At 42.1% G+C, this 14,997-nt stretch carries 12 protein-coding genes; 7 read left to right on the top strand and 5 right to left on the bottom strand.

Annotated elements, in window-relative coordinates; translation table 11 throughout:
- Positions 1 to 117: 117 nt before the first annotated feature.
- From pgsA to MHN81_RS11795, 4 genes are all read right to left on the bottom strand, one after another.
- Positions 118 to 663, bottom strand: coding sequence for a CDP-diacylglycerol--glycerol-3-phosphate 3-phosphatidyltransferase (gene pgsA, locus MHN81_RS11810; protein WP_023398755.1), 546 nt, complete (start codon positions 661 to 663; stop codon positions 118 to 120).
- Between the two features lie 42 nt (positions 664 to 705).
- A complete protein-coding gene (uvrC, locus tag MHN81_RS11805; RefSeq protein ID WP_239425801.1) occupies positions 706 to 2,529 on the bottom strand; it encodes an excinuclease ABC subunit UvrC in 1,824 nt (607 codons plus the stop codon).
- Positions 2,530 to 2,543: 14 nt separating this feature from the next.
- The gene (gene uvrY, locus MHN81_RS11800; RefSeq protein WP_023398753.1) at positions 2,544 to 3,194 is read right to left on the bottom strand and encodes a UvrY/SirA/GacA family response regulator transcription factor; all 651 of its coding nucleotides are present in this window, start codon (positions 3,192 to 3,194) and stop codon (positions 2,544 to 2,546) included.
- A gap of 139 nt (positions 3,195 to 3,333) precedes the next feature.
- A complete protein-coding gene (locus MHN81_RS11795) occupies positions 3,334 to 4,482 on the bottom strand; it encodes a dicarboxylate/amino acid:cation symporter (protein WP_023398752.1) in 1,149 nt (382 codons plus the stop codon).
- A gap of 199 nt (positions 4,483 to 4,681) precedes the next feature.
- Between MHN81_RS11795 and MHN81_RS11790 the strand changes: the two genes are divergently transcribed.
- The 4 genes from MHN81_RS11790 (at position 4,682) to MHN81_RS11775 (ending at position 9,872) form a co-directional block, all read left to right on the top strand.
- Positions 4,682 to 6,982 carry a DUF5916 domain-containing protein gene (locus MHN81_RS11790; RefSeq protein ID WP_239425800.1) on the top strand — a complete coding sequence of 767 codons (2,301 nt, stop codon included), beginning with the start codon at positions 4,682 to 4,684 and terminating at the stop codon, positions 6,980 to 6,982.
- 180 nt (positions 6,983 to 7,162) lie between these two features.
- Positions 7,163 to 8,131: a cysteine synthase A gene (cysK, locus tag MHN81_RS11785; protein WP_023398749.1), complete on the top strand. Its 969-nt coding sequence runs from the start codon at positions 7,163 to 7,165 to the stop codon at positions 8,129 to 8,131.
- Between the two features lie 295 nt (positions 8,132 to 8,426).
- Positions 8,427 to 9,329: a transporter substrate-binding domain-containing protein gene (locus tag MHN81_RS11780; RefSeq protein ID WP_023398748.1), complete on the top strand. Its 903-nt coding sequence runs from the start codon at positions 8,427 to 8,429 to the stop codon at positions 9,327 to 9,329.
- A gap of 192 nt (positions 9,330 to 9,521) precedes the next feature.
- Entirely contained in the window at positions 9,522 to 9,872 is a 351-nt protein-coding gene (locus tag MHN81_RS11775; RefSeq protein ID WP_023398747.1) for a hypothetical protein, read from the top strand.
- A gap of 51 nt (positions 9,873 to 9,923) precedes the next feature.
- On the opposite strand, the gene queE is transcribed toward MHN81_RS11775, so the two are convergent.
- Positions 9,924 to 10,589 carry a 7-carboxy-7-deazaguanine synthase QueE gene (gene queE, locus MHN81_RS11770; protein WP_239425799.1) on the bottom strand — a complete coding sequence of 222 codons (666 nt, stop codon included), beginning with the start codon at positions 10,587 to 10,589 and terminating at the stop codon, positions 9,924 to 9,926.
- Positions 10,590 to 10,735: 146 nt separating this feature from the next.
- On the opposite strand from queE, the gene queC reads away from it, so the two are divergent.
- From queC to MHN81_RS11755, 3 genes are all read left to right on the top strand, one after another.
- Positions 10,736 to 11,392: a 7-cyano-7-deazaguanine synthase QueC gene (queC, locus tag MHN81_RS11765; RefSeq protein WP_023398745.1), complete on the top strand. Its 657-nt coding sequence runs from the start codon at positions 10,736 to 10,738 to the stop codon at positions 11,390 to 11,392.
- A gap of 174 nt (positions 11,393 to 11,566) precedes the next feature.
- Complete coding sequence (locus tag MHN81_RS11760) at positions 11,567 to 11,797, top strand: hypothetical protein (RefSeq protein ID WP_023398744.1); 231 nt, start codon at positions 11,567 to 11,569, stop codon at positions 11,795 to 11,797.
- A 403-nt stretch (positions 11,798 to 12,200) separates the two neighbouring features.
- Positions 12,201 to 14,720, top strand: a complete 2,520-nt coding sequence (locus MHN81_RS11755) for a TonB-dependent receptor (RefSeq protein WP_239425798.1) — start codon at positions 12,201 to 12,203, stop codon at positions 14,718 to 14,720.
- Positions 14,721 to 14,997: the final 277 nt, after the last annotated feature.

Raw genomic sequence — 14,997 nt, 5'->3', positions numbered from 1 at the left:
GTCTCTCAACACGGACGCATTCTACAGAACTTCTTGATTGCGTCAATATAAAAAATGAATGTTTTTAACTGTTTGCTTATTTTTTATCTAAACCGTACTCTAATTGCTCAATATCAATTAAGATTTGAGCAACTCTCCTTTAGCAGCAAGCAAATATTGCAGCATAGACACTATCGTTAATACTGTTGCAGTTGCCAGTAATACGTAACTCAGTACCAACATCCAAGTTGAAAACTGCCAAATTAGTCCAATGATTGCCAACATCTGAGCAGCCGTTTTAAATTTCCCCAAAGAAGATACGGCAACACTCGCCCGCTTTCCTAATCCAGCCATCCACTCTCGCAGAGCTGAGATAACGATTTCACGGCTAATAATCACCACAGCAGCAAAAGTGATCCAAACATTTTGATAATGTGCTGCGATGAGCACCAATGCGACACTTACCATGACTTTGTCGGCAACAGGATCGAGAAAAGCACCGAATGGCGTTGATTGGTTTAACTTACGAGCTAGGTACCCATCTAATATATCTGTTACCGATGCCAGCCAGAAAATAAAAGCAGCGGCAAAAAAAGCCCATGAATACGGCAGATAAAACACCACAGCAAAGACGGGGATGAGAAACAACCTAAATGTTGTTAACGTGTTTGGAATATTCCACATAACTACTTAAAGAATTCTTTTTCTATATGTTCGCATGAAGTATCAAGCTTTGTCATGCAAATGGTTAAATATCTTTTCAGCCAACTGCGGACTGATCCCAGGCACTTGCCCTATTTGTTGTATATTTGCCGATTTAACGCCTTGTAAACCTCCTAAGTATTTAAGAAGCGCTTGTCTTCGCTTATTACCAACACCGCCTATCTCTTCCAATACGGACTGTGTGCGTTGTTTTTGCCTTTTATTCCTGTGTCCAGCAATAGCAAAACGGTGTGACTCGTCACGAATATGCTGTATTAAATGCAGCGCCGGAGAGTCACTTTCTAAGTTAATTGTTTTTCGACCACCATCAAACAATAGCGTTTCCAGTCCCGGCTTACGACTCGTGCCTTTTGCCACACCAATTAACATTGGGATCTTCTCTAATTGCCAATCTTCAAAAAACGCCTCAGCCCTTGCCAGCTGACCTTTGCCCCCATCTATAAAAATAATGTCAGGCACTTTGGATACATCTGTCACTTTCGCGTAGCGCTTATTTAAAGCAAAGTCCATGGCTGCGTAATCATCACCAGGCGTGATCCCAGTGACATTATAGCGACGATATTCTCTTGTATTGGGGCCCTGAGCATCAAATACAACACATGATGCAACTGTATTTTCACCCATTGTATGGCTAATATCGAAACATTCCATGCGATCTATGTCGGCTAAACCTATCGCCTCTTTTAATAAGGCATAGCGTTTACTGATCGCATCTTGAGTGCTTTGCTTAACCATAATACTATTTAAAGCATTTTTATTGGCAAGTGCCAGATACTGAGCACGTTCGGCCCGAACATTGATGCGCAGGTGCACTTTACGCTTGGCGAGTTGAGTCAAGGCTTCTGTGAGTGCATGCCGCTCAGATAACTCAAATGGCAATACAATGTCGTTAGCAATTCGCGCATTGGAGCCATTCGATACGTAATACTGACCAAGAAAAGACGTCAATATTTCATCTTCGCTTGAGTCTCTCGGTATTTTCGGGAAGTAGGTTTTGCTGCCTAGTATTTTGTGATCGCGGATCATAAGCATATGAATTGCTGACAGGCCATTGCGCTGCGCGTAGCCAATCACATCCATCTCAGCAAAATTACCAGCGACAGATTGCTGTTCTTGCATTTGTCTTAATAAGGCTATTTGATCTCGATATTTAGCTGCAGCCTCGAAATTAAGCGCCATACTGGCCTGTTCCATTCTAGACACAAGCGTTTCGATAACAAGATGTGACTTACCACTTAAAAACTGCCTAACCAGATCAACCTGCTGAGCATACTCATCATCTGTTACCTTATCGACACAAGGCGCAGAACAACGCTTTAATTGGTGTTGTAAACAAGGCCGGCTACGGGCGCGATAATAGGCATCTTCACACTGGCGCACTGGAAAAATCTTTTGCATTAACCTGAGACTTTCCGACACTGCCGCACTACTAGGAAATGGCCCGAAATACTCCCCTTTTTGCTTTCGTGCACCTCTGTGAAATGCAATTCTGGGGTGTTTATGATCAGTGAGTAAAATATAAGGGTAAGACTTATCGTCACGCAGCAGAATATTGTAACGCGGTTGGTATTTTTTAATTAAATTGTTTTCGAGCAATAATGCTTCGGTTTCTGTATTGGTCAGCGTCACTTCAATGTGGACAATATTACTGACTAACACCCGCGTTTTACTGTCGGGAATATTTGCCCTAAAGTAGCTACTTACTCTTTTTTTAAGGTTTTTTGCTTTACCGACATAAATAACCTGGTGTTCGCTATCATACATACGATAAACACCAGGCTCTGTGGTCAACGTTTTCAAAAACGCTTTGTGGTCAAACTCTGTCATTCAAATAGATATGATCAACGAGAACTATCAATATCAATCATTTTATGACGAATAGCGAGGTGCGTTAGCTCAACATCACCACTTACGTCTAATTTCTCAAACATTCTATAACGGTAGCTATTCACCGTTTTAGAGCTTAAGTTGAGCCGCTCTGCAATATCTTGTGCTTTTTCACCCTTTGTGATCATTAACATGATCTGTAGTTCTCGATCTGATAGAGATTGGAAAGGGTTTTCATCGACCTTACCACTGAACTGTGCCAACGCTATTTGCTGCGCAATCTCAGGCGCAATATAACGCTGTCCTGAATTAACCGATCGAATTGCATTGATCATCTCATCTGGCCCAGCACTTTTGGTTAAATAGCCATGTGCCCCTATCTGCATAACTTTGCTTGGGAATGGGTCTTCACAATGTACCGTGAGTACAATGACCTTAACATCTGGACAGTAACGACAAATTTTCTTAGTCGCTTCTAATCCACCTATGCCCGGCATATTCATGTCCATTAATACGATATCGGGTTCATTTTGGCGGCAAAAAGTAACCGCTTCTTCCCCAGTTTTAGCCTCTCCGACCACCTTGAAACCACGCACATCATCTAAGATGCGTTTGATCCCAGTCCTTACAAGTTCATGATCATCAACTAAAAGTACGTTAATCAATGGAACATCCTCACGCTAGCCCTTGGTAAAAAATCTTTTCTGATTCGCTTTGCGAGATTAACATATAATTTCGCAAAGCATAATCAATTACATCATGCCAACCTACAAATATACGACTATATTACTAGGTTTGATTTGGCTACTCTCCTTTTTCAGAGAATCGGTTTACCCACAACGCAATCACACCGTCACCTGTGACATTACATGCTGTACCAAAACTATCTTGTGCTAGGTAAAGTGCAATCATCAAAGCTATCGCACTTTCATCAAATCCAAGCATCGAGGTCAATAGGCCCAATGCTGACATAACGGCACCGCCTGGCGCACCAGGGGCAGCTATCATTACAACACCCAGCATGAAAATAAATGGCAACATTTCTAACAGTGATGGGACAGCCATCGTTGGAGATAAAAACATCACTGCCATTGCACAAGTTACGATGGTAATTGTCGAACCGGACAAATGAATTGTAGCACATAAAGGAACTGAAAAGTTTGCTACTTCTTCAGAAACACCGTTAGCCTTACTCGCTCTCAACGAAACAGGAATGGTCGCCGCACTCGACATAGTTCCAATCGCAGTGAAATACGCTGGTAACATATTTTTGACCAACTCCAAAGGACTGCGTTTTAGCATCAATCCAGAAACAACAAACAAAGTTGTTAACCACAACCAATGCATACCAACCGCAGCCACAAGCACCACACCAAACGTGCTAAGTGTATCAACAACCGTGCCAGCTACTGCCATCTCGGCAAATACACCTGCGATATAAAAAGGCAGCGCAGGAATAATTACTTTTGCCAACAGAGCATCAATGACGTCACGGCCTTGATCGACAACATCTTTCAACTGGCCTAAATTTAGCTGGCTGATGCCAATACCAAAAATAAATGCAGCAGCAAGTGCAGTCATCACACTCATCAGCGGCGGAATTTCTAGTTGAATATAACCTTTTAACTCGGCGCCTTTGGCAGCTTCATAGGCAACACTCCCCTCAAAGAAGCCCGTTGCAAATAATACCAGTAACACGGCCAAAGTCCCCGCGATCACAGTAGAGCTGTATGCAAAGCCGACCGTTTTACCTAAAAGGTGTCCCGATGTCTTAGGTAAACCGGCAATACCTGAAGCGATAAAGAACAAGATAATCAATGGAATTGTAAAGCTAATTAGTTGGCCTATTATGACCTTAGCCGTATATAACAGCTCGGTCAGACCTAAAGGCAAGTACAAACCTGCCAAAATACCGCCCACAATACCGGCGATGAGTTTTATTATTAGAGACATAGTTTGTCCGATCTACATTTAAACCAAGCCCCTTTTTATCATGTTTTTACCTCTTAGGTATACAAATTCGATACTTTAACTTCAGTTCGTTCACCTGAGTTCACCCGATATTAACGCAACTCAACGAGAATGAATTGTTGCTTTAAACTATTATTATTAAATTAACACCCCTTAGTTTCTGCGAATTAAACCATCTATCATGATTAGAAGTACCAGCGTTTTATGCACCCTGCTATTGTCAGCCACTGCTGTTGCCGCGCCACAGCCTATAGAGATCCCGTTTATAGACCAAGCAGCCACTATAGATGGCAAAGTTGAGGAGCCACTTTGGCAATCTGCTAAAGAAATACTCATTGATAATGTCACTTGGCCTCATGAAAACACCACAAGCCCAGTTACAACAAAGGCTTTAGTTTACGAAAATGGGGAAGCGTTGTTTATCGCATTTATTGCAAAAGACCCTACACCGAAAGAAATAAGGGCGCACTATCGTGATAGAGATAAAATCTGGAATGACGACCTTGTCGGACTCAAAATCGACTCGCTAAACACAAGTCAAAATGCCTATCAATTTTTTGTCAATCCGCTGGGCGTCCAGATGGACTCGATTGAAAACGAGCTAACCAAAAATGAAAATTCGTCTTGGAATGGCATTTGGTCTAGCAAGGGGGAAATAACACCTGATGGATACCGTGTTGAAGTTAAGATTCCATTGCGCGTGCTTAATTTTAACGATTCACAAGGCACCAAACACATGGCTATGGAGTTCCTGCGATTTTTACCAAGGGATGAAAGGCTACGTATTTCCAACATGCAACTTGACCACAATAACAGCTGCTGGATCTGCCAAATGCCAGCAGTGAGTGGGTTTGCCACAGCTAAACAAAGTAATAACTTAACAATCACACCAGCACTGGCCATTGCACACACTCAAACACGTGACATTGACGACGCTGTCGTACCTGACTTTGAAAGTGATACCAACTACGAACCTGGCCTTGATGTAAAATGGGCTGTTACACCTGATACCACTTTAAACTTAACTGTCAATCCAGACTTTTCTCAGGTTGAAGCCGACACTGGACAGTTAAGTGTTAATAACAGCTTCAGTTTATTCTTTCCTGAAAAACGCGCCTTTTTCTTAGAAAACAGCGATTACTTCTCTTCTCACTTAAATTTGGTGCATACGCGCAATGTATCTGCACCAGATTATGGCGTCAAAGCTACAAGTAGCAAACAAGGGCACACATTTGCCGGGTTTATCGCTAATGACGATTCAACACACGTGTTAGTACCCGGTAATTTAGGATCTAGTATCGTTTCGCTAGAACAAAAAAGTGAAAATGCTGCGCTGAGATATCGCTATGATGCCAATGACCAATTATCTATTGGCACAACAGGCACCATCAGGCAAAGTGAAGATTATCGTAACCAAGTCTTGAGTATTGACAGCAAGTACCGCCCAACCAAACACGATACGATTAAGCTACAAGCCATCACGACCGATACCCAGTATGACCAACACTTTATCAATGAAGTATGTGATGACGACCCTATTGAGTCTTGCGAAATTGATGAGAGCGTTTTAAGGGTGCAAAACCACGACGATCAGCAAGGGTTGGGCTATTACGCTAGCTATGAACACAATCGCAAATATTGGCGAGCATTTGGTTCATACCGTAATTACGACGCCGCACTGCGCGCTGACTTAGGATTTATTTCGCAGGTCGATTTTAATAAGTTTGTTACCGGGTTTGAATACCGTTGGTACGGGGACGAATCCAACTGGTGGAATCGCGCCAATTGGTACAGCGACTGGGATATTAGTCATAATGAGGATGGAGAGTTACTAGAAAAAGAAGTGCAATCAAACTTCAAAGTACAAGGCCCACTTCAAAGTATTATTCAGGTTGGCTTTGACCACCGTAAACGTACAGGCCAACGACATGATGAAACGCGATTAAACATAGACGGCAACACAGACATGTTCACTGAAAATTTCCAGTGGATGTATTTAGAAATGAAACCAAAAGCAGGCGTATTCGCAGGCCTTAGATTGAACACAGGCAATAAATTAGATATTGCTAACAATCGGTTAGGACAGCGATATATCGTAAAACCTACTCTAGACTTCAACCTTGGCCGCCACTTCGAAGTTAAACTGCGCCACACCTACGAACGCTTGGAGCATGACGGCGAAAATGTGTACACCGCGAATTTATCCGATGCACGTTTTACCTATCAATTTGGTATAAACAGTTATGTGCGCTTGGCAGTTATCAACCTTGATATAGAACGTAATCAAAAAAAATATATAGATGACGTCGATAGCCGCTACAAAAAGCTCAGCACCCAGCTTTTATACGCCTACAAATTAAATCCTGAAACTGTACTGTTTGTAGGCTACTCTGATAGTGGCTATCAAGATGATGATTTAAGTGATATCACCAAAGATAATAAAACCTTTTTCGCCAAATTTAGCTACGCGTGGCTACGTTGATGAAAAGCCTTGCTAATTACCCAAAGTAATTAGCAGTGCATTTTTTATTCGTTATAGCTATAAGCTTTTTTAATATATCATATAGCCATTCTTTACTTCTTGTTTTGCTACAGGATCAGTAAAGTGTGGCTATATTAAGTGTTATACACAATAGTCCTAAGCTCATTCAAGGGAACATTTATGTCTAAAGTATTTTCAGATAACAGCCTAGCAATAGGCCAAACTCCAATTGTTAAACTAAATCGAGTAACTGGCGGCAACGTATACGCCAAAGTTGAATCTCGCAACCCGAGCTTTAGCGTAAAATGTCGCATTGGTGCTTCTATGATTTGGGAAGCTGAAAAACAAGGCCTATTAGGAGATGGTAAAGAGCTAATCGAGCCAACTTCAGGTAATACAGGTATCGCCCTTGCATTTGTTGCAGCATCACGTGGCTACAAACTCACTTTAACTATGCCAAATACAATGAGTCTTGAGCGTCGTAAGTTACTTAAAGCACTAGGTGCAAACTTAGTACTGACTGAAGGTGCAAAAGGCATGAAAGGCGCTATCGAGAAAGCTAACGAAATTCTTGAAAGCGACCCTCAAAAGTATGTTCTTTTACAGCAGTTTGAAAACCCAGCAAACCCTAAAATTCACTTTGAAACAACAGGTCCTGAGATCTTTGACGCACTTGAAGGTAATATCGACTACTTCGTAGCAGGTGTTGGCACAGGTGGTACAATCTCAGGTGTAAGCCGTTTCTTGAAACAAGAAAAAGGCCTTGATGTTAAATCAATTGCTGTAGAGCCTAGTGACTCTCCAGTTATCTCTCAAACGCTTGCAGGCGAAGAGGTTAAACCAGGCCCGCACAAAATCCAAGGTATCGGCGCAGGCTTTATCCCGGGTAACCTAGATTTAGAACTCATTGACGGTGCAGAGCAAGTATCAAACGAAGATGCTATCGCAATGGCACATCAGCTAATGAAAGACGAAGGTATTCTTGTCGGTATTTCATCTGGTGCAGCAGTTGTTGCGGCTAAACGTATCGCCGAAAAACCAGAAAACGCAGATAAAAACATTGTGGTAATTTTACCAAGCGCTACTGAGCGTTACCTATCTAGCCCAATGTTCGCAGATGAATTCAGCGATCAAGAACTAGTTCAATAAACTGCCAAATATATTTATGAAGGCCGGTTTTAAACGGGCCTTCATTTCCTATCGGATAATCCAGATAATCTCCTTCGCCTTTCCTCATATTCTTACTAAACTAAATAAATAACGACAATATGGGTGCTAACTCACCACCACTGGATGGTTTACCTCCTGAAACGCTGTGGTTGAAGCATATTGTTACTCAGTTATGGTATCCGTAATATACAAAATCTGTTTAAGTCCAGTCTGTGTTTATTTGACTTGGGAAAACCAGAATGCAGCAAAATATATGCATAAGGAATTTAGTAAAATGAAATTAGTCGTAGGCCTTGTCATCAGCTATCTCATTCTGTTTACACCTCCTGCCAGCGCAAGTCTACAAGTGGGCTTTTTTAAATCAGGACAATATCAAATGATTGTCGGTGCGCCCCACGAAAACGGATACTTGTTTAGTAAGAACCCAACAAAAGAGCAACTGCATTTGGTCACACTGGACTGGCCTCCCTATATCGGCGATCAACTTTGCAATAAAGGCTGGGTATTTCAATTTACTATATCTCTGCTTGTTGATCAGGGATACCCGGTGTATGTCGAATTTTTACCTTGGGCAAGAGCTGTTAAAGCTGCCGAGTCCGGTCGAGCAGATATATTGTTCCCAGAATACTTTATTGAAGATGCATCCCCTTCTGACAACTATGAGGGGAAAACAAGACGTGAGTTACTCGCATTATCCAATGCCTACCCTGGCGGAGAAATTGGTTTTATCAAACGTCGCGGCGAGCGGGACTCATTTGAAGGAAATTTAAATGCGCTTAAGGGCACTACCATTGGCGTAGTAAGAGGGTATCAAAATACCCCTGAATTTGATGCAATGATGGACAACGGAGAGTTTGTCATTGTCAAAGCAGTTGATGACCTTCAGCTCGTTAAGCTATTAGTGGGAAAACGGGTCGACCTCATAATTGGCGATCCAAAAGTTCTGCGCTTTACGGTTAGTTACTCTAACTTATCCAAATCTGAAAAAGTGACTCTATTGCGAGCTCTTGAAGATGTTCAACCCGCGCTTCGCTACAACAACTTATTCTTCGCATTGAGCAAAAAGAAACCTCGCTGGCGGCAAGTGCTCAATGACATCAACAAAGGTCTCTATATTTTTAATAATAGTGGCGAGACTGAGCGTATTATTGAAATGGGGAGCTCAGAGTGTTATTAAAGTTTCTCTAAGCTCTTTAACAAAGAGCTTCCATAGAACCGCATGCCAACACAATCGCGTGTCACCTGACAGTATTTTTTGACTATAACTTTAACTTTCGGTAGATGGCTGATACCATGTACCCATATTAGGTCACACCTAGTATATCTATAAAAATAAAAAATATAAAAATATAAAAATAAAGGATTAAACATGAAAAAGCTTTTCTTCGCCCTTTTGGCCGTTTCCTCTTCAGCCCTGTTTACGACAAATGCGCAAGCATCAACATCTGGTCCAAAGATTGATAACCTGTACCCAACTTCATTTTACTTAAGGGGCGGTGATGGCCTGTATGTGGAGTTTCAGGCTGGTAGCATGCCTGGATGCAGTCATGGCAGAGGCGGACGCTTAGAGAAGTCAAACTTTAACTATGATCAACTGTACGCTTTGATGCTAACCATGATGACAACAAAGTCTTTCTCAGGTCGCATCATTTTCAATGAAACGAGCCACAATGGTTGGTGGAAGTGCTCAATTTCAGGTATTGAAGCATTCCCACAATAAAATGACCGTTTTTGACATTTTTTTGTAAATTAAAAGCGCCTCGAAGCGCTTTTAATTTATACCTATATACTTGTGAACTTGGATCGATAATCGCCAGTTTTTCTTAACACAGGTATCAATGGCTAATTTTGTCGCCTTCGCCTTTTGGCTGATCGGCTGTAAGTAAATAAGTTTAGGCCTAACCCCTGTTTGTTCAAACAAACCTTCTAACTCATCAATATGTTTTTGCATTGCAACTGGGTGCTTGATTTCATCCGCTCTTTGCATTGCAGAGGTCAGTACATCGTATCCACCACGCATATTAATTTTCGGTGATACCGTGACCCAAGTCTCTTTTGGAACCAAAATTTCAAATGTACCGCTGGTTTCAACTTGCGTCGTGTACCCCGACTGGTGCAATAGCTCACACAGCTCATTTAGGTCATACATACAGGGCTCACCACCGGTGATCACGATATGCTTAGCCGTATAACCTCGCTGTTCAAATTGAGTAATGATTTCCTGCGGCGTGGCATTAGCCCACCACTCTGAGTCCGCTTTTTTCTCCACCGTTTTGTCCAAACTCACTAGATAAGTCGGATTCACATCCCATGTTTGCTTTGTGTCGCACCAAGCACACCCAACAGGGCACCCTTGTAAGCGAACAAAAATAGACGGGGTACCCGTAAAGCTTGCTTCACCTTGGATGGTTTCAAAAACTTCATTAATTTTGTACAAAACAGCTCCAAACTACTCAATATATTTTGCGAAAATAACCTGCTAAAATTGTCATTTTTTCAGCGGCCGTGTAGTATATCGCGCCCTGAAGCAAACCTCTATTAAAATCGAGGCAAAACCTGAGGCATTTATCCGAGGTATCTCCAATGAGCGAAAAAGTCGTTGTTATCTATTCTGGTGGCATGGATTCTTACACCGTGCTAAACAAAGCCCTACAAGAGGGGCATGAGGTTTATGCGCTATCTTTTAACTATGGACAACGACATGTCAAAGAGTTAGAAGTAGCCAAAAGTGTCTGCGACAGTTTAAACGTAGCACATAAAATTGTTGACATATCTGCAATCAACCAACTTCTTGCTGGTTCTTCACTTACCGATGACATTGATGTGCCAGAAGGCCATTACGAAGAAGAGAGCATGAAGAGCACAATCGTGCCAAATCGTAATATGATTTTGCTCTCGCTAGCAGTTGGTTATGCAGTTTCTTTGAAAGCTAACAAAGTATTTTACGGCGCACACTCAGGTGACCATGCTATCTACCCCGATTGCAGACCTGAATTTGTAAAAAAAATGGACGATGTTTGCCGGATCGCCAACTATGACGAAGTTGAGATTGTATGTCCTTATTTAAACAATTCGAAAATTGATATTTTGACGGATGGTTTGAAGATGGGCCTAGACTATCGCCATACATGGACGTGTTATAACGGCCGTGAAAAAGCATGTGGTAAATGTGGCGCGTGCCAAGAGCGCTTGGAAGCATTTGAATTAAATAAAGCGACCGATCCACTCCCGTACGAATAAACGTCAACTGCTATGCCCAAAATTAACTTGGGTATAGCAGCTTCTGGGACTTTTTACTTCATTCATCCAATTCACAACCTGCATTTCTTCTTACATTTAATCTGACACTTGTCACTATACTCAACACAAAATTCAACTATGATTAAATCTAATCAAGTTATGGAGATTGATCTTATGTCAGGTACTACAATGGTATTTTTAATCGTACTTGTGAGTGTTGGCTTTGGTGTTATCAGTGACTTATATAGCAAGTACTTAAAAGCCAATAAACTAAGTGGGTTAAATAAACAAGAGAGCGACCAACTAAAGAACGAAATTGCACAATTAAAAGACCGTGTCGCCGTGCTAGAAAAAATTGTCACCGATGAAGGCTACCAAGTAGATAAAGAAATCAAAGGCCTTTAGCGCTTCCTGCACTCGCGCATTTATGCCATACCATCGCAAGTTTTGACTCTAGGCGAGCCGCTAATGTGCGGCTACGCCAAACCCACCGCTAAAAATGTGGCACAATGTGTATCTAACTCCACCCTAAACAACCAAGCAAAATATCCTATTCATAAACTTAAAAAAGTTGAGAATGTTAAAATACAGCACTCAAAAAATTAATATATTTAATTTTATTAATAACTTGAAAGCGGTAGGTAGCGATGTTTTTCTGATAAAATAGCCAAAGGTTAGAAGTTATAAACTATAACAAAATTGAATTTAACGACGCATAAATTACTCTTTAGTATCCCCCCTCCATAGAACAATCAGTCTCATTCATTGAGCTATTCATATCACCGAAATCAACTCGCTAGGATATACCATGTTAAAACCAAGCTTCTTGGCAGCGTCAGTTAGCCTGATACTCGCTTCTGCACCTGCTTTCACCATCACTGCGCAGGCATCTTCAAGTCAGTCTCCTGAACTAAAGCCAGAAGTTATCGAAGTAACAGGAACTCGACGCAGTTTACGTAGCATTGCCGAAAGTACAGTACCTGTCGATATCATCGGCTTGGACGAAATTAATAGCTCAGGTCAGTTGGAGTTAAGCCAAGTACTGACCACCCTTATTCCTAGTTTTAACTTTCCAAATTCACAGCTTGCCGATGGCACAGATCATGCCCGCCCAGCTGTTTTGAGAGGTTTAGCTCCTGATCACACACTAGTATTGATCAATGGCAAACGCCGCCACTCTAGTGCACTGTTAAACCTTAATGGTACTGTCGGACGAGGTTCATCAGCGGTTGATCTCAACATGATCCCTACAGCGGCAATTAAGCGCATTGAAGTGCTTAGAGACGGTGCAGCAGCACAATACGGTTCGGACGCCATTGCAGGCGTTATCAACATTGTATTGAAAGATGCGGACAGTGGCGGCTCTATAAACTTTACCTATGGTAAATATGACACGCAAATGGCCGGTGCAAAACAACTTGAAAGCGCTTATCAAGATGACCAGGGCGACCTTGCATTTAACCTAGCACAAGACCGACGCATAAGTGACGGTAACACAGGCACTCTGAGCGGTAACATCGGCCTACCTTTAGGCAAAAATGGTTATATTCACCTCAGTGCTGAAGCGCGTAATAAAGCCCCTTCAAATCGCTCAGGTTTTGACCCAAGAGAGCAGTACGCCAGAGATGAGCAAGGCAACTTAGACCCAAGAGAGTTCGAGGCCGAACGTTATAACCATAGATTTGGTAAAGCTGATATTGAAGATGTCGCATTCTTTTACAACGCAGGTTATGACCTGTCTGACACTCTGTCTGTTTATTCATTTGGCAGTTACTCAGAACGTGAAGGTAACTCGGGCGGCTTTTTCCGTCGCGCTAACGACAAAAGAAATGTCGTCGAAATTTATCCGAATGGCTTCTTGCCACAAATTACAACCAAGGTAGATGATTTTGCGTTGGCAATTGGCGCAAAATCACATCTGGCAGGATGGGATTTAGACAGCAGCGTAAACTATGGCCGAAACCAGTTCAATTTTGGTGTCACCAATAGCTTAAACACGTCAATGGGCACAACGAGCCCGACCGAGTTTGATAACGGTGCACTCATTTATGACCAGCTTACGCTCAACTTTGACGCTAAGAACAGCTTTGATTTTGGTTTGTATGAAGAAGTATTTATCACCATTGGTGGCGAATACCGCAATGAATCCTACCAAATTGAGGTTGGTGAAGAAGCGTCTTATCTGACTGTTCTCAACGCTGATGGCACTCCTGTTGCCGCTGGCGGCGCACAGGTTTTAGCAGGCTTTTCGCCGGCAAGTGCGGTTGATGAATCTCGCCATAACTTTGCACTATTCACAGAGTTTGATACGTATCTGAACGCCGACTGGAACCTAATTGCTGCTGCACGCTATGAAGATTATAGCGACTTCGGTTCTACCTTAACGGGTAAACTTGCGACACGCTATGCTATCAATGATGCTTTGTCTTTTAGAGGGGCTATCAGCACAGGGTTCCGAGCACCTTCATTAGCACAATCATCATACAAGTCAGTAGCAACAGTCTTTGAAAACGGTGTACCAAATGAAGTCGGTTTATTCCCAGTCGATACCCCGGCGGCACAAGCACTTGGCGCACGCCCTCTAGATGCAGAAGAGTCCGTAAACATGACTGCTGGTTTTATTTATACATATGATGCATTTAGTTTAACTCTTGACGCTTATCGCATAGATATAGACGACCGAATTGTACTATCAGAGAACCTAAGTGGTGACGCCGTCGAACACATTCTAAACAATGCCGGAGAGCATAATGTCCAGCGCGTCAGATACTTTACAAATGCCATCGACTCGCGCACTCAGGGTGTCGATATCGTCGCCACTTACAACTTTGATCTAAGCACTTTAGGCAGTCTTAATGTAAGTGCGGCACTTAACTTAAACGATACTGAAGTGACACGAGTCAAAAACAATCCAGCAGAGCTTGCTGCACTAGGTGATGAGTACCAATATTTTGCGCGTAGAGAAATTGCTCGCTTTGAAGAGGGAACGCCTCAAGATAAGCTCAACTTAGTTGCAACATGGCAGTATCAAAACTGGACTGCGATATTAAAAGCAACTCGCTACGGTGAAACAACAGATTCCTCAAGTACAGTCGAAAAAGACGAAGTACTAGAGGCAAAATGGATCACCGATTTAGAAGTGGCTTATCAGTACTCAGAACAGTGGCGCTTTGCTATTGGTGCAAATAACTTATTTGATCAATACCCGCAAGACACGGTTGGTAATATTGGGTTTAGTAACTTTAACCAGATCTTCCCATATTCTGCTTTCTCCGCTTACAACACGGATGGCAGGTTTGTATATGCTAAAGCCTCATATAGCTTTTAAATAAACGCCCCCTGTCACCTGTACGCATGCGTATCGGTGACAGGCATTTCCTCTCTTTCCAATCACTGCTTCGCCCCACACACAGATATTCAGCCAGTCTAAAAAACATGCTTGCCTTTTATTTTCCTTTCATGGTATTAATAAATTAATGTCACCTAAATTCACATTTACCAATAAAGTATTTAAGTGGTAATAAGGCTGAATCACCGTACTATCAGCCTGGTGAATAATAATGACATTACTTAAATATAAACCTAAGAAGTAAGTACAAACAAAA

Source organism: Pseudoalteromonas sp. Of7M-16 (assembly GCF_022347805.1).
Classification (GTDB): domain Bacteria; phylum Pseudomonadota; class Gammaproteobacteria; order Enterobacterales; family Alteromonadaceae; genus Pseudoalteromonas; species Pseudoalteromonas luteoviolacea_F.
Note: the sequence above shows the minus strand (reverse complement) of the source record. Positions and strands in the feature narration are given on the sequence as shown.